Below are 26,077 nucleotides of genomic sequence, written 5' to 3'. Positions count from 1 at the left end.
CTTACTCGCCTATTGCCGGAATACGGGCGCCGGTCTCGTCGAACAGCGTCACGTGGCGGGTATCGAAGGAGAGTGTGACCTGATCGCCGGTGCGTATTTCGTCGTCGGTGAAGATGCGCGCGGTCACCCGGCCGGAATCTGCACGTTCCATCGTAACCAGACTTTCCGGCCCCATGTTCTCGTTGGCAAACAGCTTTCCGGCAATCGTATTGGCGTCGCCCGCCTCCGCCATTCGTAGGTGTTCCGGGCGAATTCCGAGCGTCATCTTGCCTTTCGCCGCAGCCTTGGCGATGGCATCGGACACAGGGAGGCTGGGCAGGGTCAGGCCGTCCGCGCGCAACCGCAGTTGCCCGCCATCGACCATTGCCGCCACCGGCACGAGGTTCATCGGTGGATTGCCGACAAAATTTGCCACGAATGTCGTAGCCGGCCGGCGATAAATCTCGATTGGCGGCGCGAACTGCACGATCCGGCCCTTGTCCATGACGGCGATGCGGGTCGCAAGCGCCATGGCCTCGGCCTGATCGTGGGTCACGTAGACGGCGGTCATGCCCATGTCGCGCTGCAGGTGGTTGAGGAAACCGCGGGCCTCGAGGCGGAGCTTGGCATCGAGGTTTGAAAGCGGCTCGTCGAAGAGATAGACCTGACTCGGATAGACGAGCGCACGAGCAAGCGAGGTGCGCTGCTGTTGGCCGCCGGAAATCTGACTCGGCAGTCGCCTCATCAGGTCACCGATCTTCAGGACGTCGGCCACTTCTCTGGCGCGTGCATGTCGCTTGTCCTCGGTCTCGCCGCGCACCTTCAGCGGATAGGCGATATTGTCGGCGAGATTCATATGCGGATAAAGCGCATAGTCCTGAAAGACCATCGAGATCTGCCGATCCTTGGGATACAGATAGGTGACGTCCTTGCCGCCGATCAGGACCTTGCCGGCGGAGGGAGTTTCAAGGCCGGCAATCATTCGCAGGCTCGTCGTCTTGCCGCAGCCGGAAGGGCCGAGCAGGCAGACGAATTCGCCATCGGCGATCGAGAAGCTGATGTCCGGTACCGCGGTAAACGAACCGAATGTTTTGGAGACGTTCTGGAATTCGACTGAAGCCATGAGAAAGGTCCAATTACGACTTGATGCCGCCGAAGAACCGGAAGCCAAACTTCCAGTTGACGAATAGGTAAAGCACAATGACGGGCAGCGAGTAGATGAGCGAATAGGCGGCGAGCAACGTGACAATCGGCGTACCGGCCTCCGAATAGAAGGAATAGATGGCGACCGAAGCCGGCATCAGCGTATCCTTGCGCAGCAGGATGAACGGGATGAGGAAACTTCCCCAGATGTTCACGAAGGCCCAGACGACGACCACGACGATCCCGGGCCGGATGACCGGTAGCGCCACATCGAAAAAAGCCTGGATCGGTGAGGCGCCGGCCACCATGGCGCTTTCCTCGTAGGATCGCGGAATGGCGTCGATGAAGTCACGCAGGATGAACATGGCGGTCGGCAACAGCCCGCCAGCGAACACCAGGATGACGGCGAGATGCGTGTCGATCAATCCGATTGCCGAGATGATCAGGAAGATCGGCACCATGGCTGCCGAGCCGGACACGACCGAGGAGAAAAGCAGGAGGATATAGGTGACCGCGCCCTTGCCGGGAATGGACGATCGCGACAGCGCATAGGCGGCAAGTGTAGCAGCGCCGCCGACCAGAATGACACCCCCAAAGGCCTGGATCAGGCTGTTCAAGAGCGCGTGCATCGCGAAGCTGTTCTGGAACACGGTCACGAAATTGGACAGCGTGAACGGCGAGGGAATGGCAAGGCCGAGTTCTGCGCGCGCATTGAACGGCGCGAAGATGAACCACACAAGCGGCAGGGCGAAGACCACGCCGATCAGCGAGGCGACGACCGAAAAGACCGCGCGGCGCATATAGATGCTGCGGGAAATCTGCATCACTCGGCCTCCGCCTTCTTCTTCTTGGCGATTTGCAGGTAGATAAGCGCGAAGGCGAGGTTGATCAGCATGATGATGACACCGACTGCCGCGCCGCGACCAAATTCGAAGTCCTTGAAGGCAACCCGGTAGGTGTAGATCGACAGCAGCTCGGTCCGGTATGAGGGGCCACCGCTGGTCAGCAGGAAGGGCGTGAAGACGTTGAATGTCCACATGGTGATAAGGATGAGATCTGTCACCACATGGCCGCGTATCAGTGGCAGGGCGATATCGCGCAGTTTCTGCCACGAACTCGCACCGGCAACATCAGCCGCCTGAAAATAGCTCGGAGGTATCGACTGGAAGGCGGAGTTGAACAACATCATGGAGAAGGCCGCGCCCCGCCAGGTGTTGAAGACCACGATGACCCAGAAAGGCTGTTGCAGCAGCAAGTCGCCCGGCGGCAGACCGAGGCCGCGCATGATCATGTTCAGTGTACCATTGTCGTAATCGAGAAAGGCGAACCAGGCGAAGCCGATCACCACTTCCGGCAGGATCCAGGCAGCAATGACAGCCGTCTGCAGGAAATTCTTGAGCGTCGGCGAGACGGACTGGCTGAGCCAGGCAAGGATGAGCCCGAGCAAGGCCTGGCCGATCAGTGCCGAAAATAACACGAACTGGACCGTCAGGATCAGCGAAAAGCCGAACTGGCCGCGCGTAAAGAACGTCGCGGGGTTGAACAGCGTAAAATAGTTCTGCAGCCCGACAAAATCGGGATCGAGGGCCGTGCGGCCGAGTAGCGTTTTGTTTGTGAAGGAAACGACGATCACCCAGAAGAACGGGATGATGACGAAAACGCCGACCAGCGCGGCGACGGGGGCGAGAAACACCGCGCCCGCGCGCGTGGAAAGCAGGGAGAATTTTTTCATGCGCGATTACCCCGTGGCAGCGCCTGCCGCGACGCGGAGGCCGGACCTTGCCGACCGGCCTCCGTTTGATTTTGGTGATCAGAGACGGCTGATTGTGTTCTCTTGGCCAACGATGGCGGTGACTGCTTCCTTGTACTGCTTCATCGCGTCTTCCGGTGTCAGTTCGCCTGAAACGACGGCCTCGGTCATGCGCTGGATTTCGGCGGAGACCTTGTTGTAGTTGGCGTCGTTCGGTCGGGCTGTCGTGAACGGCAGCAGCGTCTTGGCGGTTTCGGTCAGGAACGGCGAATTCGGGATCGCGACATCGTCGCGAATGCGGATGGCCGGCTGGATATCCTGAAAGGCGGTGAGCTGTTCCTGGCTGTTCATGAAGGAGAGCAGCGCCCAGGACTCTTGCGGCGCGTCCGTATGCGGATTGATGACGAAACCCGTACCGCCGGAAATGGTGACGAAATCCTGGCCGCGCAGGCCCCGGCCCGGCTGTTCGGACGGCATCTTCTTCCAAGTCATCACATTGTCGCGGTCCGCGACCGCAAATTCCGCGCCCGGCTTGGTAACGGAACGATAGAACCAGTCGCTTTCGATCAACATCGCCGTCTTGCCCTCGCGAAAGTTCGCGAAGGTACGATTGCGCCCATCGCCAAGCATCTGGGCGCGTTGATCGCCAAGCTTGTCGTCGACATAGACGGTCTTGTAGAGATTGAGCGTGTCCAGAATGCCCTGGCTCGAAACGATATATTTGCCGCTCTCGTCAGTCACCTGCTCGCCAGTGCCGAGCAAAGCCATCCAGTAGCCCTGCATCGTGGTGGCTTCGCCCATCGAGACGCCGGCATTGATCTGTAGCGGGAAACTCGCTGGATCAGCCGCCTTCAGCTTACGGGCGGCGTCGAGCAGTTCGGCCCAGGACTTCGGCTGCCAGCCGTCAGCGTCAATACCTGCCTTCTTGAACAGGTCCTTGCGTACGAAAATCATACGGGCATCGGTGCCGAGCGCGATGCCATAGGGCTTGCCCTGATAGCTCATCAGCGCCTTGGTGCCGTCGGAAATATGGCCCCAGCCATCCCATTTTTCGACATCGGCGCCGCCGATCTCATCGAGCGGCTTCAGGAGGCCGCCCTGAACGAAGCTCGGAATGAGGAAGCCGTCGAAGCCGGAAACATCAGCGCCAGCGCCGCTGGAAAAGTCCAGCGCGAGCTGCTGGGTCAGCTGCTCGTCAGCTCCGCCGAATTGAGTGAGCTTGACGGTGACATCTTTGCCGTCTGCCTTCATCTTGGCGGTAAAGGCGGGAATGACCTTCTTCTCGATCCATTCCGCCATGCCGCTGTTGACGCCGCCGATGACGCAGCGGCAGGTGATGTTGAGTTCCGTCGCCGCCATGGCCTGGCTCGACAGCGCAATCACCGCCGAAGCGCCCAGCAACAGAAAACGTATGCTCTTGCGCATGTGAATTCCTCCCGAATTGGTCCGTTACCGGACAAGTTGGTTCGGTGCATTCGGACCGCCGGAACCCTCCTCCCGGCGTGCCTCGCCTCACCCGGCCCTTAGAGTGAACACGTTTTCATTTTTGTCAACAGTGCCTTCGAGACGAGAAATCAATTTTGACTCCACAAATTCGCAAGTTGCGCGGTTGCCAGCAGGAATCGCATCGCCGGCCCCTTGACGCACTATTGTTTAGGTCCCAAAATAGTGAACACGTTTTCATTTTGTTGATGCATTGATGACCGCACGAAATGACAGAAAGAGCGCCCGTGCGACGGCGGATCTCGTGGCCCGAGAAGCGAATGTCTCGCGCGTCGCCGTGTCCCGCGCTTTCAATCCGAATGCATCGTTGAAGCCGGAAAAGCGCGACCGAATCCTGCAGATTGCCCGCGAACTGAATTACACGCCGGACATGGCAGCCCGATCTCTTGTTACCCGCCGCTCGCATCTGGTTGGCATGATCGTGCCTGATGTCTGTTCACCCTGGGAAAGCCAGGAGATCGACGCGCTGACGACGGCGCTGCAGGCCGAAGGCTTCGCGACCTTGCTGTTCAAGGCCAAGGCCGATTTCAGCATGGACCAGACACTGCTTACCTATATGCGCGGCTTCAACCCCGATTCTGTGATCGCCTTCACGGAAAATGTCGATGCCGACGTTTTGAGCGGCTTTCTCGACCGCGCCGTGCCGATCTACGTGATCTACGACGACGGTGCGCAATTTGCGGACACATCCTCCAGTCTTTACGACCGGCTGCTGGTGCGCCAGCGGGACGGTATCGAGCAGGCCGTTGCGCTGCTGCAGGGGTACGGTGTCCGTCGCGTTGCTTATCTCGGCGGCAAGCGCCAGTCGCTCGCCAACCGCGAGCGCGAGCGGATGATCACCAAAATCCTCGTCGAGCGCGGTATGCAGCCGCCGACAGTCATCGATGGCGACTATACCTACGATACCGCCTATCGCGCCACGCTCGACCTTTTCCGGGTCGAGGACGGTGCGGACGCGATCTTTGCCGCCAACGACGTCGGTGCCTTCGGGGCGATTGATGCCCTGCGCCACGATCTTGGCTTTTCGGTGCCGGGCGACGTCAAGGTCATCGGATTCGACGACATCCCGCAGTCGCACTGGAAAGCTTACAATCTCACCACCGTCCGGATCGATCTCGAGGACCGCGTCCGCGCCCTCGTTCGCCTCATTCTCCGGCGTCTGAGGAATCCCGACGACGGTCCATTGACCGAAACGCTCGGCACCCGGCTCGTCGTGCGTGGCACAGTGGGTTGATTGAAATTGATCGGCTGATTGAAATGGAAATGACAGAAAAGCGCGTCCATCTGGTCTTCAAGACGCATCTCGACATCGGCTTCACCGATCACGCGGAAAAGGTCCGCAAACAGTATCACGACCGGTTCATTCCTCAGGCAATCGAGACGGGCGCGCACTTCTTCGCCGAGAACCCGGATGAGCCGCGCTTCATCTGGACGACTGGCGCCTGGCTGATCTGGGATCACCTGAATTCCCGCTCACCGGCAGAGGTCAAGCGTCTGGAACAGGCGATCGAGCACGGTCTCATCCGCTGGCACGGCCTGCCCTACACGACGCATACGGAACTGATGTCCCCGGCGCTTTTCCGTGCCGGCCTCTCCTATTCGCAAGAACTCGACCGGCGTTTCGGCAAGAGGACGATCGCCGCCAAGATGACCGATGTGCCGGGTCATACGCTCGGGATGGTGCCGATGCTCGCCGACGCCGGCATTCGTTTCTTGCATCTGGGCGTCAACACAGCCTCTCCACCACCGAACGTGCCGGATGTCTTCCGCTGGCGAGCCCCGGGCGGCGAGGAGATCGTCGTCATGTACCAGCGTTCCTATGGCGAGACCTATTTTCCGGAAGGCATGAGCGACGCGCTGAGTTTTGCCCATACCAGCGACAACATCGGCCCGCAGAGCGTGGCTCAGACTGTGGACGTCTATCGCGAGATGCACCACAAGGCGCCAGATGCTGTCATACGCGCCGCGACACTCGAAGACTACGGCGCAATCCTCTGGGATGCCCGCGAACAATTCCCGGTGCTCGATATCGAACTCGGCGACAGCTGGATCCACGGAAGCGCCACGGATCCCCAAAAGACCGCCCGGTTCCTCGCATTGCAACGCCAGTATGACCGTTTCGCTGACGACGGGCTGACACCGAGCCGGCTCGCATTCGGGCGCGGCCTGGCAATGGTCGCCGAACACACGTGCGGCGTTGACATCAAGACCTATCTCCGGGACGACAAGGCCTGGTCGCGGAAGGACTTCGAAGTTGCGCGGGCATCCGATTACCGGTTTGCCTATTCGGAAGTTTCCTGGGCCGAGCAACGGGCCTATATCGACAAGGCTGTCTCGATGCTGGGGTGTGACGACCGCGAGATTGCCGAAGCGGCAATTTCCAGGCTCGCTGCACCCGCCCTGCCAGCGATTTCGGCTCGGGCCGGAACGATCAGTGCCGGCCGATGGGAAGCTCATGTCGACCCGGTAACCGGAGATCTCACGGCCCTTGTCACGCCCGCCGGGCGTACGATTGAAGGCCGAACTGACACGGAGGGACGACATTCTCTGGTCGCATACCGCTACGAGAGCTACGACGCCACCGACATGGCGCGGCATATGGACACCTATCTGACGCATCGGCAGGAATGGGCGATCCTCGACCACGACAAGCCGGGTCTTGCCGCTTCTGGAGCCGGTCTCTCCAAGGTCTTCGTGCCGGTGCTGACGGCTGCAGAGGGATCCTCCGCCGTCCTCTCCATGCCCAAACAGGCAAACGGGCAGTATGGAGCGCCGCCGATTTTGTCGCTGCATATGGAGGAGGGGGAGGGGTTGATTCTGACGTTCGTGTTGCGCGGCAAGCCCGCGAACCGAATGCCGGAGGCAAGTTTCCTGTCTTTCACGCCGGCCGGCGCATCGGACTGGAGTTTCAACAAGATGGGCCTCTGGCACTCATCGGAGCGCATTGCCGAAAGTGGCGGGGCACAGCTTCAGGCGGTCGCTGCTGCGCGGGAGGCCTCCACTTTGACGATCGAGCCGCTGGATACACCGCTGGTGGCGCCGCAGAGCTGGGACTTCATGACCTTCTGCAAGACGCGCCCGAGCTTTGCCGAAGGCATCCGCTTCAATCTGCACAACAATAAGTGGGGAACCAATTTCCCCATGTGGTGCGAGGGCGATATCGTCGCCCGCTTCCGGATCACGGAATCCACCGGATACTGAAGTCTACAAAGTGAGAAACTGGTCCGGCCCACCTGATCGGAATTCACCGGCATTGCCGCGCCCCGCTCTTAAAGAGCTTCAGTCTTCAAGTATACAGGATTGATGGCTCAGATCTTATCAAGAGCACAACCCTGGCTGAAGGCACTTTACCGCAAAATCGAGGAACGCTCGTCGCTTCTGGTAGAGACAGACGCAGAGTAGTCGCAATAAGCGACCAACCCGGCAAACCGCCGGCGATCTCGTCTGATTGCTTCCATGGTGTACGGCTCACCGGAGGGTCTTGTGGCTGATCGGATCGATCTCACTCGGATCGCGAGGTGTGCGTCGGAAAGTCCATAACCAGTTCATAGGCTGTGCTGCGCCCACCAGCCTCACCTTTTTGCAGGATCCCTTTCGCCAACAGGTCCGCAATATCGCGAGACGCTGTGTCCTGGGATGCGTTCGTCAATTTCGCCCATTTCGTCGATGTAAGCTTGCCTTCGAAGTTTCCTTCTAGCAATTGGTTAAGGACCTTGGCTTGTCGCGGATTGAGATCGCCTGTGGCATGGGCTTGCCAGAAATCATTCTTCAGCATGACGTTGTCGAGGGTTAGCAACGCGTCGCCGACAGCATTGCCCAGACGATCCAGGAACCACCCGATCCAGCTCGTGATATCGAGAGCTTCCTTGCTCGTGATTGACTGCAGGGCTTCATAGTAGCCGAGGCGCGATCTCTCGATCGCTGCAGACATGGAGTAAAGTCTCTGAGCGCCGCCATCACCGCGTGCGAGCACCATATCGGCGATTGCGCGGGTTATGCGGCCATTACCATCGCCAAAAGGGTGGATGGCGACGAACCAGAGGTGGGCGATCGCTGCTTTAACGAGAGGATCAAGGTCGTTCGATCCGTTAAACCATTCGAGGAAGGCTGACATCTCAGCGTCCATGCGATCTGCTGGTGGAGCAACATAGTGGACTTTCTCATGTCCAAATGCGCCGGAAACGATTTCCATGCGGCCGCCTGAGTCGTCGCGCCAATCGCCGACGCGAAGCCGGTGACCCCATTCGTTGCGGCCGGTCGGAAAAAGGGCCGCATGCCATTGAAACAGCCGCTCCGTCGTCAGTGGTTCCGAGCAATTGATTGTGGCATCGAGCGTGATATGGACGATCCCCTCAACCGAGCGGTCGGGTGTCACGAATCCGTCGATATCGATTCCGAGCCGCCGTGCCAGCGACGACCGCACCTGTTGTTCATCCAGCCGCACTCCCTCGATCGCCGACGACTTGACGACGTCGTCAGTTAGCGCTCGCAGAAAGGTCGCCTCGCGCGTACGAAAACCGAGGCTCTCCACACGGCCGATGAGGCGCCCCTGATCGAGGCGTACGGTTGCAAGTCTTGATGCAAGGTTATCGAATTTCCATTCGAAACGCGGCCAGTAGGCAGACTGCCATATATAGGTCATGTCTCAAGATAGGGTACGAATGCGGAGAATGGCAAGCATAATCTCCGCATTTATGCGGATATTGTTGAGGTTAATCTCCGCATTTTACTACTGTACGGTCATTTCGACCGATAGCGCCTGTCTCACTCAGCGTTACCTGACAACGAATGTCTGTGGTCCGGTGCGAGCAAAACGGACTCCAGCACCGTCCGTCGAAGGTGAGCGGAAACACCAGGTTTGGTAAATCTCGAACTTGGAAATCTGTGAGTCCCGTTACAGGTCATTGCCTAGCCTGGACAATTTGTTGTCAGAGGAAAACAAAACAAAGGGGTCATCAGTTCCAACCCGTTCACGTCGGCTAACTTGGATATTGCTCCACATTCAACCGTATCCTATATGTAGGTATGTTCCTACATGGAGGAATTCTATGAGCATCACAAGTTTGTCTAGCCGAGAGTTGAACCACGACGTGAGTAGGGCAAAGAAGGCTGCAAAAAAAGGACCTGTAGTTATTACAGATCGCGGGAAGCCGTCACATGTGTTGATGACGTACAGCGAATTCGTGCGCCTGACCGGCAAGCGCCGCAATCTCGTCGATGCTCTTTCAATGCCTGGTTTGTCGACGATCGAATTGGATCCGCCGAGAGTCGAAATTGCACCTCGCGAGGTCGATCTGTCTTGAAGTACCTGTTGGATACAAACGTCGTCTCCGAGTTGCGAAAAGTTGGAGACGGTAAAGCAGACGCCAATGTGACAAAGTGGGTCGGGGCGCAAGATTCAAATGACTTGTTCATTTCCGCGATTACGATCCTGGAAATTGAGCGCGGGATATTAACCATCCAACGTCGCGACGCCGCCCAGGGCTCTCGCTTGCGAGGATGGATGGATAGTCGTGTTCGCCCTGAATTCGCCGAGCGAGTTCTGCCAATCGATGACGCGATAGCGACGCGTTGTGCCCACTTACATATTCCAGACCGCCGCAACGAGGCTGATGCTTTGATCGCCGCTACCGCGCTGGTTCACGGTTTAACTGTAGTCACGCGTAATGTTCAGGATTTCGATGATACGGGCGTGATCGTCGTTGACCCGTGGCAAGACTGAACTCGGCGCGGGCACCCGCTAGGGATGTCCTTTTAATTCCTTAGATCACCCCAGAGTTTTTTGTGATCGCCAGAGGCTGGATAGCCCCTCAGGCGCGATCCGGCCGATAGAACGCCAAGCACCTTTGAATTCGTCGATTTCGGTGATCAGCGACAGGACTTCGGGCGTGATCCGCACGGTCGCCGTGTTTAGAAATTCCATATTCCCATCCAATTCTTGGGACACTGTCATGCACTATTTATCCATCCGTTTCCATCCAATTTCCACGAGATAGTTTGTCAGGTCTGTCAGTTGATCGCGAGCTAGATGACTGCCCAGACTTCACTCGAGCGGATTCAGACTTTTGCAGCGAGAGGACGACAGCTATCAGAAATTCGAGACAGTTCTCCTATGTCATTGGCAAGGCACTGGCGGCCGAGGACGAGGACTGGGATTTCTAAGCCTCTGACGTCTCTAAGAGTTCGGATGAGATCGACGCGAAACAACAGTGGGTCGTAGGTTCGACCCCGCTCTAGACCAGACGAGTCGTGCCCGCGATATATGGCCGGCGTTGTTGACGCGGCTCGCGTTGCTTGTGGGGGGGCACCTCTGCTCGATCGAAACCGTCATGATGGCCGCGCCACTGAAGTTCACGGGTTCAGCCCCGCGCAGCGCGCCGTGTTGAGTACATGCGTTTCCATTTCAAGGCGGGCGCGTGCCGCATCATTGTCGCTTAGAGCCGCAATGATGCGGCGATGCTCGGCGATCGAGGCCTGCATGCGCGCGGGCTCTGTGATCGGAATCGGTTGGCGCTGCGTTTCCGTCAGCTGCTCGCGCACGACTTGGTAAAGCGCCCGCAGCATGGCATTGCTGCAGGCAGACGCAATGATGCCGTGGAATTCGAGATCGGCTTCGACATTGGCCAGCAGATCCTGTTTGGCCCAGCAATCCTCCATCTGCTTCGTTGCCGCTTCCATCGCCTGCAGCTGATTGCCGGTGAGGCGTCCGGCGGCGAGTGCGGCGATATTGCCCTCAAGCATGATGCGCGTCTGGAAGACGTCGAAGACCGAATAGGTGTCGGAGTAGCGCCAGGGTGCCATATTGCTTCCCGGGGCGCCAGGGTCGGCAACAAAGGTGCCTCGGCCGGCTTCGGTTTTGATCAAGCCCAGAGTTTCGAGAGTCAGCAGCGCTTCGCGTAGCGAGGCCCGGCTGATGCCGAGCTTCAGGGAAAAATCACGCTGCGACGGAATCTTCTGACCGGCGGCGAGTTCGCCGCTCTGGATCATGTCCTGTATCAGTCGAGCCGCCGATTGCGGCACCAAAGTCCTGTTCAGCATTCTTGCGCTTCTCCGACATCTGATCGGCGCGTCTGGTTCGCCCCGTACATTTAAATCCATCACGCGCTTGCAAATGACAAGATACCATGATTGATTTGGCCTGACTGGTCAGACCGGTTAGACCATTAGCAAAAATACGCGCCATAAAACAAGGGGAACCTAGATGCGTCATTTTTCCTTTCTGAAGACTGCGGTGATTTCGGGCGTTCTCGCCTTCGCCAGCCATGCATCCCTTGCCGCCGATCTTTCCGTCGGCGCCAATATCGGCAATGTGCCATGGGAATTCCAGGACGAAACCGGCAAGACCGTCGGCTTTGAAGTCGATCTCATCACCGAAATTGCCAAGCGCCTCAACAAGTCCGTCGAATTCGTCAACATCCCGTTCAACGGCCTCTTTTCTGCCGTCCAGTCGGGCCGAATCAACATGGCCGTCTCGTCGATCACCATCACCGAGAAGCGCCTGGAATCGGTTAGCTTTGCCCAGCCCTACTATGACAGCGACCAGTCGCTTACTGTCATGGCTACCGCCGGCATCAAGGATCTCTCGGGCATGAGCGGCAAGGTGGTTGGCGTCGACACGGGTTCGACTGGCGACGTGTGGGCAACCACCAACACCGCCAAATACAGCCTCGGCGAAATCCGCCGCTTCGAAGGCCTGCAACCGGCCATGCTCGATCTCGCTGCCGGCCGCATCGACGGCTATATCAGCGATATTCCGGCGCTTCAGTATTACGTAAAGGACAAGCCGACAATCAAGGTCGTCGAGCGTATCCCGACCGGCGAAAAATACTCGATCATGTTCAACAAGGGCGACCCGTTGGCCAAGCAGGTCAACGACGTGATTACGACACTGAAGGGCGAGGGCTTCATCGCCAAGCTGCACGAAACCTGGTTCGGCGCGAAGGCCGAGGATACGACCTCTACAATCAAGGTCGCCGACATGCCTGCTGCTAAGTAAGGCCGGATGGTTCAGGCCACGGATGGCGGCTTGTCCGCCATCCGCCCCACAACGACCGACCGGTGCCTAAATGGATATCTTTACGACCTTTTTTAATCTGGCGGTGCTGGAGCGCTCTTTTCCGCTGCTCCTCTCCGGCCTCTGGATCACCCTCGAACTTGGCGTCGTCAGCATCGTTGGCGGCCTGGCGGGTGGGTTGATCCTCGCGCTCCTGCGCCTCTATGGCGCCACGTTTCTCCAAGCGCTTGCCAAGATCTATATCGACATCTTCCGCTCAATTCCGCTGCTAGTGCTGCTCATCGTGATCTACTATGCCTTGCCTTTCGTCGGCATCCGGCTCTCGCCGTTCCTTTCGGCCGCCGCTGCCTTGACGATCGTTTCGACGGCTTACACGGCGGAGATCTTTCGCGCCGGCATCGAAGCCATTCCGCGCGGCCAGTTCGAGGCCTCGGAAGCGCTCGGACTTTCCTATCGTCACATGATGGTGGAAATCATTCTGCCGCAGGCGATCAAGATCGTCATTCCGCCGCTGACGAACAACTGCATCAACGTGATGAAGGATACGGCGCTGGCGTCCGTTGTCGCCATGCCCGATTTGCTGAAGCAGGCAACGCAGGCGCAGGCATTGATGGCAAATCCCTCGCCGCTCATTGGCGCAGCCATCATCTACGTCGCGTTCCTGTGGCCGCTGGTCAGCATCGTTGCCCGTCTCGAAAAACGCTTCAGTGCCGGGAGGCGTCGATGAAAACCATTGTCAATATCCACAACCTCAACAAGTCTTATGGCAATTTCCAGGTCCTTCACGGCATCGATCTGGCAATCGGCGAAGGCGAGGTCGTGTGCGTTATCGGCCCCTCGGGCTCCGGTAAATCGACGCTGATCCGCTGCATCAACCACCTGGAGAGCTTCGCAAACGATAGCCACGTCGAGGTCGATGGCATCAAGGTGGAGCGCGGGCGCAATCTGGCGCAAGTGCGCGCAGAAGTCGGAATGGTGTTCCAGTCCTTCAACCTCTTCCCGCATTTGACGGTCATGAAGAACATCATGATCGCGCCGATGCGGGTACGCGGCACACCGCCTGATGAGGCCGCCCGCAAGGCGCGCGAACTGCTTGCCCGCGTCGGTATCACCGAGCAGGCGGAGAAGTATCCGGAACAGCTGTCCGGCGGCCAGCAGCAGCGAGTGGCGATCGCCCGCGCGCTGGCGATGGAGCCGCGCGTACTGCTCTTCGACGAGCCCACCTCGGCGCTCGACCCGGAGATGGTGGGCGAAGTGCTCGACGTCATGCGCACGCTCGCCGGCACCGGCGTCACCATGATCGTGGTTACGCATGAGATGGGCTTTGCCCGTCAGGTCGCCGACCGTGTCATTTTCATGGATGGCGGCCGGATAGTGGAAGCCGGCACACCCGCCGAGATATTCGACAATCCGCGGGAGGAGCGCACGAAGAGCTTCCTGCGCGCCGTTCTCAATCACTGACAATAAAGACAAGGTTCCGGAGGACCACATGGAGACGCAACGCCCACTCGACATCGACTTTGTCAGGAGCCAGTTCCCGGGGCTTCAGCATGGATGGACGTTTTTCGACAATGCCGGAGGCTCGCAGATCCTGAAGCGCGCGGTCGAGCGCATCAATACGTTCCTCTATGACAAGAACGTCCAGATCGGCGGCAGCTACGACGTGTCGCAGCAGGCGGCGAAGGCGTTGATGGAAAGCCGCGTCGCCGCCACACATCTGGTGAACGCGGCGCGCCCGGAAGAAATCATCTTCGGGAGCTCGACCACGGTGCTGCTGCAGAATCTGGCGCGCGCCATGCGCAGCCAGCTTTCGGCCGGCGACGAGATCATAGTTACCATTTCGGACCACGAGTCCAATATCGGGCCTTGGGACGGGCTGCGCGACATGGGCGTCGTCGTCAAGTTCTGGCCGCTCGACACCAAGACCTATGAGCTCGACCTTGCCGATCTCGAACCACTGATGAGCGAGAAGACAAGGCTCGTCTGCGTCACCCATGTCTCCAATATTCTCGGCGCCATCAATCCGATCGCCGATATCGCGGCCATGGTGCATGCGCGCGGCGCGCGTATCTGTGTCGATGCCGTCGCCTATGCGCCGCATCGCGCCGTCGATGTCCGAGCGATGGATGTCGATTATTACGTCTTCAGCTTCTACAAGACTTACGGCCCGCACTACGCGATGATGTACGGCAAATATGATTATCTTCTGGAGCTCGATCCGCTTTATCACTTCTTCTATGGGCGCGACAAGGTTCCGGGAAAGCTGGAGCCGGGCAATCCGAACTACGAGCTCGCCTATTCGGTCACGGGGATCGTCGATTATCTCTGCGAACTCGGCGCAAAATCCGGCGCCTCGGGCTCGCCGCGTCAACTGATCCTTGCGGCCTTCGAGGCGATCACCATTCAGGAAAACGCGCTGACGGATCGGCTGCTAACCTATCTGCGCAGCCGCAACGATTGCCGCATCATCGGCGAGACGGCAAACCGCAATGGCCGGCGTATCCCGACGATCAGCTTCGTCTTCGAGGGGCGCAATTCGGAAGATATCTGCAAGGCCATGGACGCCTATAAGATCGCAATCCGTTTTGGCGATTTCCACGCGCGGCGGCTTGGCGACCATGTTGGCCTGCCGCAGTACAATGGCGCCGTGCGCGTTTCCATGGTGCATTACAACACGGTCGCTGAGGTCGATGGACTGATTGCGGCGCTTGATGAAATCTTGGGGCGCGACAATGCGGGCCTGAACAAGGGGGCTGCCTGATGCATTTCGATACCATCATCAAGAACGGCACAGTCTTCACCGCGAGCGATACGTTTCGTAGCGATGTCGGGATTCGCGATGGAAAGATCGCTGCGCTGGCCGCTGGTCTTGATGATGCCGATGAGATCATCGATGCCACCGGCCTCTATGTCATGCCCGGCGGCATCGACAGCCATGTCCATATCGCCCAACCCTCGGGCGACGGGATCGTCATGGCCGACGATTTCGCGAGCGGTACCCTTTCGGCCGCCTTTGGCGGGAACACGACGATCCTGCCTTTCTGCCTGCAGGAAAAGGGCACGACGCTGCGTGAATCGCTGAAGGATTACCATGCCAAGGCCGATGGCCAGTGCCATATCGACGTATCGTTTCATCTGATCCTTAGCGATCCCACGGCCTATGTGCTCGGGCAGGAGCTTCCGGCGCTTGTCGAGGATGGCTATACCTCGCTCAAGGTCTTCATGACCTATGAGAACCTTCGCCTGCGCGACGACCAGATCCTCGATACATTGGACAGCGCCCGCCGTTCCGGCGCGCTCGTCATGGTCCATTGCGAGAATGAAGACGCAATCCGCTATCTGATCGGCAAACATGAGCGGAATGGCGATCTGGCGCCGAAATTCCACGCGCTGAGCAGGCCTGCCGCGGCTGAGCGCGAGGCGACGCATCGGGCGCTTTCGCTTGCCGAAATCGTCGATACGTCGATTGTCATCGTCCATGTCTCGAACCGCCAGGCGATGGAAGAAATCGAGCGGGCCCGCAAGCGCGGCGGCAAGGTCGCGGGCGAAACCTGCCCGCAATATCTGCTGTTGACGGCAGACGATCTCGATGCTGCCGAGCTTGAGGGCGCGAAATTCGTTTGCTCGCCGCCGCCGCGGGACAAGGAAAGCCAGATTGCCTGCTGGGAAGGCCTGCAGAATGGCACGTTCGAACTTTTCTCGTCCGATCATTGCCCCTTCCGTTACGAGGATGAGGGAGGCAAGCTCAACGAGAAGGGCAAGCGGAATTTCCGTTGGATTCCAAACGGCATTCCCGGCGTCGAGACGCGGTTGCCCATTCTGTTTTCGGAAGGGGTGAGCAAAGGCCGGATCGATATCAACCGCTTTGTGGCGCTGTCATCCACCAATCATGCCAAGCAATATGGCCTCTATCCGCAGAAGGGCACGATCGCGATCGGCTCGGATGCCGATATTGCCCTCTGGGATCCGTCGAAGAAGGTGACCATCACCAACGACATCCTGCATCACGGCGCCGATTACACACCCTATGAAGGTCTTGAGGTCGAGGGCTGGCCCGTGCGCGTCATCCTGCGTGGCGCGACCATCGTTGATGGAGAGGCGTTCACCGGCGCTGCGGGTCAGGGTGCCTATCTTCGCCGGGCGAAAGTTGGCGTCGTATCGCAAAATAGATAAATGCGAAAACGCTCTTTGGTTTTGCGTAGCTTGGCGAAGTATGGTGGTTGAAAGCTGGAGAGCGGCTGAGGGTGCTACCGCAGAGCCATAGCCCTTTCCCGTTCTCGGCGTTTTCGCATTTTGGGGGAAGCCGATGCAGGTCTTTGCCTTGGCACGAAAGCGGCCATCGAAGGCGCAACTGTTGTAGAGAAGTCTGCCAAGGGGCATTTCATCATCGGCCGGTCGCGTGCAAGGTGGCCAAGGATCGCTTCGGGAGCACCTATTTGCTTGTAGCTACACGGAACGATTGTCGTCATACTACGCTCAACGTCGGTTGAGGAGCAGGGCAGACCATGGACAAGTTAGGCCCGGTAGCGTTTGGACTGATCATAAGCGTTCTCGGCATCACATCAGCTCAAGCGTTTCCGGCAATTAGTCCACCCGGGATCCAATTGCCGCAGCAAACAGAAACCGTGCAATGGCGTCACGGAGGCGGCGGCGCATACGGCGATTACGGTGTAATCGTCGGCGGCGCATTAACACGGCCTCGCTACGGTCCCTACGGGGCTACATATTACGGCTCGTTCTACGGGTATCAGCGCCGGCCAGATAGCTCTTATTGGCCGTACCGCGGGTATGAACCGTCAGTCGCCTATGAGGGCGGCGGCCATGTGAGTTGGTGCTATGCGCGCTATCGTACGTACAGGGCATTCGACAATACGTTCCAGCCTTACTACGGCCCCCGTCGCGAATGTGTCGGACCATATCGATGGCGCTAATCGCCTATCTCCTACCGCCAGGTGCCCCTAGTCTACGTTCGAACGCCCTTCTGGCGGATTCGAGCGTTATTGCGGCGATGCCGTTCGCCTCTCTGTATGCGACGTCCACGCCCCATCGATTTCTCAATCAGTTGCAGCGATCTGAGGTTGATCTACGGGCCGTCAAATGCGCTCACCGACGAGTACCTGACGAGCTCATTGTGAGGCCTTGATGCGGGCGACATAGGCCCATGGCATCAGGGTATCGATGTCTTTGACGAGGTGGCCATTTGCGAGGCGGGTGAAGAGGTCGCACAGATAGGCGCAGGGTTCAACGCCGTTCATCTTGCAAGTGCCGATCAGCTGGCAAACCCGGCCCAATTACGGCCCCCTTCATCGTGCCCCGCAAAGAGGGCATTGCGGCGGTTCATGGCCGGACGGCGGATCGCGTTTTCCACCAGGTTGGAGTCGATATCGACGTGGCCGTCGTCCAGGAACAGCCGGAAGCCGTCCTGCCGTGTCAGCATATAGGCCAGGGCTTTTCCGAGGTCAGACTTGCGTGAGAGACGCTTGGCTTGCGCTGCCAGCCAGGTGAAGAACGCGTCCACCAGCGGGAGGGACAGGTGCTGTCGAACTGCCCGCCGATGATCGGGATCTGAGCCCCGGATACTGTCTTCGATCTTGTAGAGCGCGGCGATCCGCAGCAGCGCCTCGTCGACGATGGGCGATCCACTCTTTGGCGTGGCCTTGATCAGCTTTCTGCGTCCGTGCGCCCAACAGAAAGCCAGTTTCAACGGGTCACCGCCCACCCGGTCCGACGTGGCGAGGTGAGAGTAACCACCGTAGGCATCGACCTGGATTGTCCCGTTAAACCCTTCGAGGATTTCAGCGGCATATTCGCCTTTACGCCCATGTCGATAATGGAACACCACGCCCGGCGGCGCGGAGCCATTCCAGCCGCGATCGTCACGCAACACGGCCCAGAGATAACCGGTCTTCGTCTTGCCTCGCCCCGGATCCAACACCGGAGCCGTGGTCTCATCGACATAGAGCCGCGTGCTTTCCAACAGTAGCCGTTTTGCCATGTGGTCGACCACCGGTGCGATTTCGCTGCCCGTGCGCCCCATCCAATCGGAAAGGACCGTGCGGTCTATCGGCACCCCGTGTCGCGCCATGACCTCAGCCTGCCGGTTGAGCGGCATATGTTCGGAATGCTTGGAGACGGCAATCTCAGCCAGAAGGGCTTCGGTCGGGCAGCTCCCTTCCAAAAGATGTGCCGGCGCTCTCGCCTGGACGACGCCCGTTCGACCCTTGGGGCATGCGTATTTCGGGCGGATCGTGACGATCACCTCGTAGCGCGCCGGAATCCGGTCGAGCCGTTCCGTCCGATCCTCGCCAATCCGGACCATGTTGCCGCAACCGCAGGGACAAACGATGCTCTCGGGCTCGATCACTCTCTCGACCCGTGGCAGGTGTTCGGGCAGTGCACGGGCCTTACGCTCCTTGCGAGGAACCGCCTTGTCCGGAAGCCCTATATATCGGTCCATGGTTGCCTCCATTCGATATTTGGGCCCCCGGTTCCAATCGTGAGCCCGTATTTCCATCTGATCGGGGGCAACCAACCCAGCCAGCATCATCTTGCATAAAGTTGCCGGGGGCAGTCGCACCGCGATTACCCCATGTGTAGCCGCTTGCCGCAAATTCGATCCGACGCCTCCCAAACAACGACGAGCGCTGCCCGCACGTCATCACCGTAAACCCGCCACCCTGCCCGATCGCGGAACGTTTTCGAATTTGCATTGACGTTAATTTTGGCCTCTTTCGCGGCCGTGACAAAGGCGGCTCTGGTGCTTGTGGCAAGCGGCTCTCACGCAAGAATCGCAAGCGACCTTCCACGCGTCGTTTGGCTTAACCTCCGGTCATCGCTCGGCCATGCGGGCCGACAGGCTTTGTCGTCAACCAGCAGTCACAGCGTAATAGCGAGCCGCCGGCAAATCGACCCGCTATTTGTCTTCCGGTTGCTTTTCTAGGACGTAGAGGCCCACGTCGATGGTCCCCGCCTTAAAGCCCGCAGCGCAGTAACACATGTAATAGTCCCACAAGCGGTAGAACTTCTCGGAATAGCCCATTGCTTTGATATTGGGCCAAGCAGCCAGGAATCGCTCTCGCCATTCGAGGAGCGTCCTCGCATAATCCATGCCGAAATATTCGGATTGTGCCAACCGAAGGCCGGTGCGCGCGGCCTGTGTCCGGATGACCGCTTTTGTCGGCAGCATGCCACCGGGGAACACATGGCGCTGAATGAAGTCTGACGTGCGACGATAGGCGGCAAACCGGTTCTCGTCGATGGTAATGACTTGGAGTACAGCATGTCCGCCTGGGCGAAGCCGTTTATGCAGCGTTTTGAAGAATACGGGCCAGTAAGCCTCGCCTACCGCTTCTAGCATTTCAATCGAAACAATCCGGTCGTAGGTTCCGGTCACATCCCTGTAGTCTTTCAGTTCAATCCTAACAGTTTCGTGGAGCCCTTCGGCTCGAATGCGCCCTGTCGCAAATGCCAATTGCTCAGAGGAAAGCGTGACGCCGCTTACCATCGCACCGGCACGGCCAAGCCTTTGGGCCAGCGATCCCCAGCCGCAGCCAATCTCCAGAACACGCTCCCCGCCCTTGAGCTTCAGCAGCTCTTCTACCCGCTCGAGTTTTGCTGTTTGCGCGCCTTCCAGGCCTAGGTTCGGCTCCAAATAGAGTGCGGACGAGTAGGTCATGCTCGGATCGAGCCACTGTCTGTAAAACGCGTTGCCGAGATCGTAGTGGTAGGCGATGTTCTTTCGGCTTCCGGCCTTACTGTTTGCATGCAGCGTGTGACGAAGCCGATTTAACAGCCTAGCGATTGCATTACCCGAAATCCTTCTATCAAGGAGATCGATGTTACGGGCGGTCAGCTCCAGGAAGGCTTCCAAATCCGGCGTCGTCCAATCCCCATCAATGTAGGCCTCGGCGAAGCCCAGATCACCGCGTGTCGCAAGCCGCTTGATGGTGCGCCACTTGCGAATGACGATCGTCGCGGACGGTCCCGGCCGGGTGCCGGTTTTCTCAACCCGTTCTAAGGATGGAAGAACCACTGTAATTTTACCGGTATCTATCGAAGAAACGGCGGCAACTATTGCCTTCGCGAGAAGCCCGTCCTTGGTTAAAGTCTTGTTGATGGCTCTCTTAAGTATTCTTGCCAGGGCTACCACGATTATTTCCCGAAAATCTCATTGTTGCTTGCGAGGACTTGTGCGTCTATGCCTCGACCACTGCTACGCCAAAAGCAGGTCAGGTGGTGTCCCGGTAGCTTGATGTCTTGGGTGGGGGCGGGCTGGTTCGGAAGCTTGCGCCCTTCAGCCATAGCCTGAGTGCCTCCCAGTGGATACAGGCCATCACCTTCAACGTCATGAAAGGGAACCGCAGGAGGCAGCGAGCGAGGTTGGCGTCGGTCAGCGGTGCCGCGTCGGCGTTGAACGTGGCGGCCAGCACCGGTTGCCCGCCAGCAGTCTCGTGGATGCGCACCCGCACGGTTTTGCCGGGCGGCAAGATACGGAAGTGGTAGCGCAGCCCCATGTCCATGAAGGGCGACACGTGAAAGATTTTCGTCCTCCTCTGGCGGATACCGGCTGGACTTTCCTCGCCCGGAAGCACCGGCGCCACATAGTTATGCCGCTCGCCGAAAGTGTTGCGCACGGCGTAGATGATCGCGATCAATCGCTCGTTCTCATCATAGGCGAAGTAGGTCGCGAGCGGGTTGAAGACGTATCCGAACATACGCGGATAGGCGAGCAGCAGGATCCGTGCCGCCGGCTTCTCGAGTCCGGCGTGTGCCAGCAGGCGATCGACAAACTGGCGCAGCATCTCGTCCTTCTCGTCGACGTGATCACGCTCGTGAAAGGAAATGATGCCAGGCCGATTGACCGACAGCAGGCTGGAGAGCTCGGCAAGATCGCCAAGGCGGTCGATATCCACTAACAAGGAAAAGACGCTGTAGCTGAAGCGATGGCCGAAGGGACTGAGCCGCTGGTGCATGACCTTACCTGGAAAGAGCGTGCCGGCCGCCGCGGGCGGCGGGCCGTTGTTGGCCATGCTCGTGATGCGGTTTTCCCTCATTCTTTACCCCTTGCCGAGTCCGTCACCGGGAAGGCTGCCAGCGCACATTCTTGCACAATAGCCCACCCAGAATGCAGCCGCGGGTGAGAAGCGATTTGTCGGAGACCCGCACGGTGACCGAAAATGTGCGGTCTCGTTTCGGGTCATAAGCAGTCCCTGCTAGTGTATCGGACGATTTCGGCTGAAGGGACATGACCAGGCGATCGCCGGCCTCTTCACCCTTGGTGGTATCGCGGATCCACAGATTGGTCGCGCAGATATTGCTGCCGCAGGGTGCTATGCGCACACGCGCGTTTCCGTCGTCGCGTAGCCAGATACCGCTCGGATCGGCGGATTGCTGCGCCTGCACGGCGGCTGTCGATATCAAGGCGGCATACGTAGTCAGAACCGCTATCCTCATCGGTCCATTCTCCTTCTTTTCGTGACATACGCACGGGCAAGTCGATCGGTTCACTCGAGGTGATCCGCCGAGGCGGTGATGCCGTAGAGAATGTCGACACCATCGGGGGGACACCATATGAAAACCATGATCACGGCCTATCTGGCGACAGGCGTCGCTTTCCTGACTGTCGATGCCATCTGGCTTACGACGATGGCAGATATGCTCTACCGACCGCGTCTGGGCGATAAGCTTGCGCCGCAGTTCCACCTGGCCCCGGCAATCTTCTTCTATTTGACCTATGTCGCCGGCATTGTATTCTTCGCCGTGCTTCCGGCTCTCGGGAAAGGCGGTCTTTGCAGGGCTGCACTGAACGGCGCCGTGCTTGGTCTTATGGCCTATGGGACCTATGACCTCACCAATCAGGCTACGTTGAAGGACTGGCCACTGGCCATCACGCTTGCCGATATTCTCTGGGGCGCCTTGGTAACTGCCGTTGGCGCATCAAGCGGCTTTTGGGCCGCCAGCCGGCTCGGATGATTGCTCGGCCTGCGCAAGGAGGTTGGAGAAAATAAGGGCGACGAAAGCTGTAAGGGTGCAGCCGCTGATGAGATTAAGCCGCGCCAGAGCGTAATATTCGGCCGCGTCATACCACGCTAGCGGCGGCCCATAGGCATCGTGCCACACTAGAAAGACGCCGAAGGCGACTGCGGTCAGCGCCAACCCGATAAGGCGTTCGTGCGGGCGAAACAGCAAGAGGGCGATCACCGCGCAGGGAACGAGGAAGATCTCGACCCCGGATGCCGTGCCGAAGAGCCAAGCCGAAAGTACCGTATTACCGATACCCGCCAGCGGCAGGAGCGCCCGGGCGGCGACGCAGTTCCAACGTGCAACGGCGGGCACGACGAGAAAGAACGGCGTTGAAAGGAAAGTGAACCAGGCGGGCGTTATGTCGGCGCTAACCAGCCAGAAAAGGTAAAGCGGATAAAACGGCTGGTTCGAGGCAATCAGAAGTGAAATGACGTTCCCTGCAGCGACACGTGGGTCTGGGTGGCGAGCGTAGGCTCGCACGATCTTTGTAAGTGTTCTGAAAAGGGAGGTCACGGCCGTGCGCTGGCGGGTCGCAGGCGATAGTGGCTGACACCCCATTCCTCGCCATTGGCATGGCCGAAAAGCCCGGCCGTTGCGAGAAAGAATATCCGCCAGCGCCTCATCCAGAGCGCCGCATCTTGCCCGTAGGTCGCCTCAAAAATGGCGCGGATGATGTGGCGGTTCCGGTCGAAATTATCTAGCCAGTCAATCGCCGTGCGTTCGTAATGTTTTCCGCTCCAGCGCCAGTCCCTTTCGACAATGAAGCTGTCGCTAAATTCTCGGACCAGCTCGTGGCTCGGCATGATGCCGCCGGTGAAGAAATACTGGGCGATCCAATCCGCCTTGTCGGCATGGTCGAAACGGTAAGCGGTCTTGCGATGGGAAAAGATATGCAGGAAGAGCCGGCCGTCGTCACGGATCCAGACGCGCACCCGTTCAAGCAGCGACTTCCAGTTGGACATATGCTCGAACATCTCGACGGAGACGATCCGGTCAAAGGTATTGTCGGGAGCAAAGCTATTCATGTCAGCGGTGATGACCGTCAGGTTCAGAAGACCGCGCCGTTTGGCTTCAGTCTCGATATAGCTGCGTTGCGATGAAGAATTCGAAACGGAGACGATGCGGGCCGACGGGTAACGCTCGGCAATGAACAGCGAGAGGGAGCCCCAGCCGCAACCGAGATCCAGAATATCCTGTCCGTCCGCAAGGTCTGCATGAATGCGGGTTTCATCCAGCGCCGCAATCTCAGCTTCCGCTAGCGTGCTGTTGGGTGAGGTATAAAGGCACGAGGAATATTTGCGCCGCGGACCGAGCGTCAGCGCAAAGAACGCCGTCGGTAGGTCGTAATGCTGCGCGTTGGCTTCATCGGTGTGAACGGCGATCGGCCATCCGGTCATCGATTGCGCAAACTCGCGATCCGTCACACCGCCTCCGTCCGCCAGAAGCTTGCGCCTGCGACCGACGAACCGGCTGATGACGAAGCGCAAGGCGTCATCAGGAAGCGGCAGCTGCTCGGCGGCAGCGATGGCGGCAGCGACAAGATTCATGTCAGCTTTCCCCGTTTTGCAAGCCAGGCCAGAAAGCATTGACGCGATTGGCGTAGGCGGAGAAGGCCGCGCCGCGTGAGCGCATCATATGCGCTTCGAGCGGCGGAATTCCCGAGACATGCACGAGCAGCAAATACATGAAGGCGGGACCGACAAGCGCCAGCCAACCCCAGCCCCATACCCCTGCGGGGCCGATAGCGATGACTGCATATCCGGTCCATCCGAGCCACTGGAAGAAGTAGTTCGGATGGCGCGAGAGGCTCCACAAGCCCTCGTCACAGATCCCTCCGCGGTTCGCGGACTTACCGCGAAATCGCGCCAACTGCGCATCGGCGAAGCCTTCTCCGACTATGGCTATAACAAGGATGGCAATGCCGGCGAAATCACTCCATTGCAGGCCCGTTGAAGGGTTTCGTGCGGCGATGAAGATGGTTGCAGTTAAGAGTAGCGCGGCTCCTGCCTGTATCTGCAGGAACAGGTACAAACGTAAACGCCAGCTTTTGCCCCATTCCTCACGCAGTTTGACATATCGTGGATCCTCTCCGCCCTGTAGGGTGCGCTGCAGGATATGGAGGCCTAGGCGGCAGGACCATAACCCGGCGGGGGCGGCGACAACGAGCCGCCGCTGCCATTCTCCCTCCCAGCCATCGACCGGGACGAGCGATGCTGACAGGCCGGTAGCTCCGACGAGAAACGACCAGACTACGTCGATCCAGCCGGATGCCGCGCTTCTTACCACGGCAAACCAGACAGCAGTCATCGCAAGAGAAACAGCGGCTGCCAGCAGGATGAAAAGCGCGGTCGCCGCCACGGCTCAGATCCCGAAGATCGGCTGCAGCATGCGGCCGATAAAGCTTTTGAACCGCATCTTTCCCTCCATGGCGGCAAGGCAGATGCACTCGCCATTCTTGTCGACAATAGGTTGATGCTCGGCATCTTCATTCATTTCCGCAAGATCACCAGGGCGGAAAGTGCCGAACCGATCTGAGAACGAGCCCGAGACGACATAGGTGAATTCCGTGCCGACATGTCCGTGATCGGGGAGGGCGCGGCCCGGGCTAACCTTGAGCAGGATGAGATTGGCATCCGGATCGTGCGGCACGCCGACCCGGCTCATCCTCATGCCGGGGCCGATCCAGCGCCAGCGCCCGATTGCGCAGCCGCACAGGGCCTTTGGCAGGGGAATGCCCTCGATCTCCACCGGCACAAGTGGCGGCAGAACGAGAGAGTGTCCCGCGTCCTCATCATCGAGCATTGCAAGCACATCACTCAGCGCGGTGGCCGAAAGCGTCGTTGGTTCTATTTCTTCCAGCAGGGCACCGCCGAGCGCCTCATGTTCGCGAACGCGAGAGCGGCAGGCCGGGCAAGATGCCAGATGCGCCTCGACCGCGATGGCCGGACCTGCGGCAAGCGTGCCGGCCGCAATGCGCATCAAGGTTTCGTCGGTTGCGTGGTGTGTGATCGTCATGATTTGTCTTCCAGCAGCGCGCGCAGGCGGTTCATTGCCAGGCGTGTTCTAGATTTTACCGTGCCAAGCGGGATGCCCAGTTCATCGGCGATTTCGGCTTGCGATTTCTCGTTGAAATAGGAAAGGCGGATGATCGTCTGCTGCTCCGGTGAGAGCGTGGTTAGCGCCCGGCGCACCAACGCGTCCCGCTCGGCCCCAATCAATCCCTCCTCAAGCGTTTCCGGTGTATTCTCGGGATCGGGCGGCAGAGCTGAGGGATTGCGCTGGCGGCGCACGTGGTCGATGCGCATGTTGCGGGCTATCGTAAAGATCCATGTGGCAACACCCGCCCGCGCAGGGTCAAAATACGAAGCCTTGCGCCACACCGTCAGCATCGTCTCCTGCATGAGCTCCTCGGCCATGCCCGACGAGGGCGTCCAGCGCAGAAAGAAGGTTTTCAGCTTCGGCCCGAAATGGCGGAAAAGCCGCGCAAAGGCCTGTCGGTCGCGGTCTTGAGCAATCTGAACCATCATCTCTGCGAGCGCATCGGGTGAAGGCGCCTGCTGTACATCCCTCGAACTCACCACGGCAAGTCGCCGGCCTCTCGGCACGCCTGGTCTGCGATCCATCTCAATGGAGCTCGAAACTTCATTCATGCATCCTTTTACGCG

Annotated in this window: 26 protein-coding genes and 1 pseudogene; 11 read left to right on the top strand and 16 right to left on the bottom strand. The window is 59.0% G+C overall.

The window, feature by feature from the left end; translation table 11 throughout:
- Position 1: 1 nt before the first annotated feature.
- The 4 genes from IB248_RS13985 to IB248_RS13970 all read right to left on the bottom strand — a co-directional run bounded on the left by IB248_RS13985 (position 2) and on the right by IB248_RS13970 (position 4,297).
- On the bottom strand, positions 2 to 1,102 hold the full coding sequence (locus IB248_RS13985; RefSeq protein WP_029792795.1) for an ABC transporter ATP-binding protein: 1,101 nt from the start codon (positions 1,100 to 1,102) through the stop codon (positions 2 to 4).
- A gap of 13 nt (positions 1,103 to 1,115) precedes the next feature.
- On the bottom strand, positions 1,116 to 1,946 hold the full coding sequence (locus tag IB248_RS13980) for a carbohydrate ABC transporter permease (protein ID WP_018857924.1): 831 nt from the start codon (positions 1,944 to 1,946) through the stop codon (positions 1,116 to 1,118).
- Positions 1,946 to 2,854 carry a sugar ABC transporter permease gene (locus tag IB248_RS13975; RefSeq protein ID WP_192241105.1) on the bottom strand — a complete coding sequence of 303 codons (909 nt, stop codon included), beginning with the start codon at positions 2,852 to 2,854 and terminating at the stop codon, positions 1,946 to 1,948. The genes IB248_RS13980 and IB248_RS13975 overlap by 1 nt, the downstream gene beginning before the upstream one ends.
- A 78-nt stretch (positions 2,855 to 2,932) precedes the next feature.
- Positions 2,933 to 4,297 (bottom strand): extracellular solute-binding protein, encoded by a 1,365-nt coding sequence (locus IB248_RS13970; protein ID WP_192241104.1) that lies wholly within the window; start codon positions 4,295 to 4,297, stop codon positions 2,933 to 2,935.
- A gap of 274 nt (positions 4,298 to 4,571) precedes the next feature.
- Between IB248_RS13970 and IB248_RS13965 the strand changes: the two genes are divergently transcribed.
- Positions 4,572 to 5,609 carry a LacI family DNA-binding transcriptional regulator gene (locus IB248_RS13965; RefSeq protein WP_192241103.1) on the top strand — a complete coding sequence of 346 codons (1,038 nt, stop codon included), beginning with the start codon at positions 4,572 to 4,574 and terminating at the stop codon, positions 5,607 to 5,609.
- Positions 5,610 to 5,638: 29 nt separating this feature from the next.
- The gene (locus IB248_RS13960) at positions 5,639 to 7,576 is read left to right on the top strand and encodes a DUF5054 domain-containing protein (protein WP_192241102.1); all 1,938 of its coding nucleotides are present in this window, start codon (positions 5,639 to 5,641) and stop codon (positions 7,574 to 7,576) included.
- Between the two features lie 301 nt (positions 7,577 to 7,877).
- Here IB248_RS13960 and IB248_RS13955 read toward each other — a convergent pair whose 3' ends face one another.
- Positions 7,878 to 9,017, bottom strand: a complete 1,140-nt coding sequence (locus IB248_RS13955) for a Fic family protein (protein WP_192241101.1) — start codon at positions 9,015 to 9,017, stop codon at positions 7,878 to 7,880.
- 406 nt (positions 9,018 to 9,423) lie between these two features.
- Between IB248_RS13955 and IB248_RS13950 the strand changes: the two genes are divergently transcribed.
- Together IB248_RS13950 and IB248_RS13945 are read left to right on the top strand one after the other, a co-directional pair.
- Entirely contained in the window at positions 9,424 to 9,678 is a 255-nt protein-coding gene (locus IB248_RS13950; RefSeq protein ID WP_192241100.1) for a type II toxin-antitoxin system prevent-host-death family antitoxin, read from the top strand.
- Positions 9,675 to 10,097 carry a type II toxin-antitoxin system VapC family toxin gene (locus IB248_RS13945; RefSeq protein ID WP_018857931.1) on the top strand — a complete coding sequence of 141 codons (423 nt, stop codon included), beginning with the start codon at positions 9,675 to 9,677 and terminating at the stop codon, positions 10,095 to 10,097. Before IB248_RS13950 ends, IB248_RS13945 begins: the two co-directional genes overlap by 4 nt.
- Positions 10,098 to 10,142: 45 nt before the next feature.
- Here IB248_RS13945 and IB248_RS13940 read toward each other — a convergent pair whose 3' ends face one another.
- Both IB248_RS13940 and IB248_RS13935 read right to left on the bottom strand, forming a co-directional pair.
- Complete coding sequence (locus tag IB248_RS13940; RefSeq protein ID WP_246734496.1) at positions 10,143 to 10,298, bottom strand: hypothetical protein; 156 nt, start codon at positions 10,296 to 10,298, stop codon at positions 10,143 to 10,145.
- 428 nt (positions 10,299 to 10,726) lie between these two features.
- Entirely contained in the window at positions 10,727 to 11,413 is a 687-nt protein-coding gene (locus IB248_RS13935) for a FadR/GntR family transcriptional regulator (RefSeq protein ID WP_018857933.1), read from the bottom strand.
- A gap of 163 nt (positions 11,414 to 11,576) precedes the next feature.
- Here IB248_RS13935 and IB248_RS13930 point away from each other — a divergent pair, with 163 nt between their 5' ends.
- From IB248_RS13930 to IB248_RS13905, 6 genes are all read left to right on the top strand, one after another.
- Positions 11,577 to 12,371, top strand: coding sequence for a transporter substrate-binding domain-containing protein (locus tag IB248_RS13930; RefSeq protein WP_018116614.1), 795 nt, complete (start codon positions 11,577 to 11,579; stop codon positions 12,369 to 12,371).
- Between the two features lie 70 nt (positions 12,372 to 12,441).
- Positions 12,442 to 13,116, top strand: a complete 675-nt coding sequence (locus tag IB248_RS13925; protein WP_018116615.1) for an amino acid ABC transporter permease — start codon at positions 12,442 to 12,444, stop codon at positions 13,114 to 13,116.
- On the top strand, positions 13,113 to 13,850 hold the full coding sequence (locus tag IB248_RS13920; protein WP_025662401.1) for an amino acid ABC transporter ATP-binding protein: 738 nt from the start codon (positions 13,113 to 13,115) through the stop codon (positions 13,848 to 13,850). The genes IB248_RS13925 and IB248_RS13920 overlap by 4 nt, the downstream gene beginning before the upstream one ends.
- 28 nt (positions 13,851 to 13,878) lie before the next feature.
- Positions 13,879 to 15,150: a cysteine desulfurase-like protein gene (locus IB248_RS13915; RefSeq protein ID WP_113471638.1), complete on the top strand. Its 1,272-nt coding sequence runs from the start codon at positions 13,879 to 13,881 to the stop codon at positions 15,148 to 15,150.
- The gene (gene hydA / locus IB248_RS13910; RefSeq protein ID WP_169683064.1) at positions 15,150 to 16,562 is read left to right on the top strand and encodes a dihydropyrimidinase; all 1,413 of its coding nucleotides are present in this window, start codon (positions 15,150 to 15,152) and stop codon (positions 16,560 to 16,562) included. The genes IB248_RS13915 and hydA overlap by 1 nt, the downstream gene beginning before the upstream one ends.
- Before the next feature lie 332 nt (positions 16,563 to 16,894).
- On the top strand, positions 16,895 to 17,320 hold the full coding sequence (locus tag IB248_RS13905) for a BA14K family protein (RefSeq protein ID WP_169683063.1): 426 nt from the start codon (positions 16,895 to 16,897) through the stop codon (positions 17,318 to 17,320).
- Between the two features lie 195 nt (positions 17,321 to 17,515).
- Here the strand turns inward: IB248_RS13905 and IB248_RS13900 are convergent.
- The 4 genes and pseudogenes from IB248_RS13900 to IB248_RS13885 all read right to left on the bottom strand — a co-directional run.
- Positions 17,516 to 18,807, bottom strand: a pseudogene (locus IB248_RS13900) (IS66 family transposase); the annotation flags it as partial.
- A 495-nt stretch (positions 18,808 to 19,302) separates the two neighbouring features.
- Complete coding sequence (locus tag IB248_RS13895) at positions 19,303 to 20,538, bottom strand: cyclopropane-fatty-acyl-phospholipid synthase family protein (protein WP_192241098.1); 1,236 nt, start codon at positions 20,536 to 20,538, stop codon at positions 19,303 to 19,305.
- A gap of 79 nt (positions 20,539 to 20,617) precedes the next feature.
- A complete protein-coding gene (locus IB248_RS13890) occupies positions 20,618 to 21,418 on the bottom strand; it encodes a DUF1365 domain-containing protein (protein WP_246779245.1) in 801 nt (266 codons plus the stop codon).
- A 46-nt stretch (positions 21,419 to 21,464) separates the two neighbouring features.
- The gene (locus tag IB248_RS13885) at positions 21,465 to 21,842 is read right to left on the bottom strand and encodes a DUF2147 domain-containing protein (RefSeq protein ID WP_018116541.1); all 378 of its coding nucleotides are present in this window, start codon (positions 21,840 to 21,842) and stop codon (positions 21,465 to 21,467) included.
- A gap of 117 nt (positions 21,843 to 21,959) precedes the next feature.
- Here IB248_RS13885 and IB248_RS13880 point away from each other — a divergent pair, with 117 nt between their 5' ends.
- Positions 21,960 to 22,361, top strand: coding sequence for a DUF2177 family protein (locus IB248_RS13880; protein ID WP_192241096.1), 402 nt, complete (start codon positions 21,960 to 21,962; stop codon positions 22,359 to 22,361).
- Here the strand turns inward: IB248_RS13880 and IB248_RS13875 are convergent.
- Genes IB248_RS13875 through IB248_RS13855 form a run of 5 tightly spaced genes read right to left on the bottom strand, consistent with a single transcriptional unit; the run spans position 22,326 to position 26,062 of the window.
- Positions 22,326 to 22,925: a hypothetical protein gene (locus IB248_RS13875; RefSeq protein WP_169683055.1), complete on the bottom strand. Its 600-nt coding sequence runs from the start codon at positions 22,923 to 22,925 to the stop codon at positions 22,326 to 22,328. The two genes, IB248_RS13880 and IB248_RS13875, sit on opposite strands and share 36 nt — an antisense overlap.
- Positions 22,922 to 23,959: a cyclopropane-fatty-acyl-phospholipid synthase family protein gene (locus IB248_RS13870; protein WP_192241095.1), complete on the bottom strand. Its 1,038-nt coding sequence runs from the start codon at positions 23,957 to 23,959 to the stop codon at positions 22,922 to 22,924. Before IB248_RS13870 ends, IB248_RS13875 begins: the two co-directional genes overlap by 4 nt.
- 1 nt (position 23,960) lies before the next feature.
- Positions 23,961 to 24,770, bottom strand: a complete 810-nt coding sequence (locus IB248_RS13865) for a DUF1295 domain-containing protein (RefSeq protein ID WP_169683051.1) — start codon at positions 24,768 to 24,770, stop codon at positions 23,961 to 23,963.
- 3 nt (positions 24,771 to 24,773) lie between these two features.
- A complete protein-coding gene (locus tag IB248_RS13860) occupies positions 24,774 to 25,427 on the bottom strand; it encodes a ChrR family anti-sigma-E factor (protein ID WP_192241094.1) in 654 nt (217 codons plus the stop codon).
- A complete protein-coding gene (locus IB248_RS13855) occupies positions 25,424 to 26,062 on the bottom strand; it encodes a sigma-70 family RNA polymerase sigma factor (protein WP_192241093.1) in 639 nt (212 codons plus the stop codon). The genes IB248_RS13860 and IB248_RS13855 overlap by 4 nt, the downstream gene beginning before the upstream one ends.
- Positions 26,063 to 26,077: the final 15 nt, after the last annotated feature.

Source organism: Rhizobium sp. RHZ01, assembly GCF_014851595.1.
Classification (GTDB): Bacteria; Pseudomonadota; Alphaproteobacteria; order Rhizobiales; family Rhizobiaceae; genus Rhizobium; species Rhizobium altiplani.
Note: the sequence above shows the minus strand (reverse complement) of the source record. Positions and strands in the feature narration are given on the sequence as shown.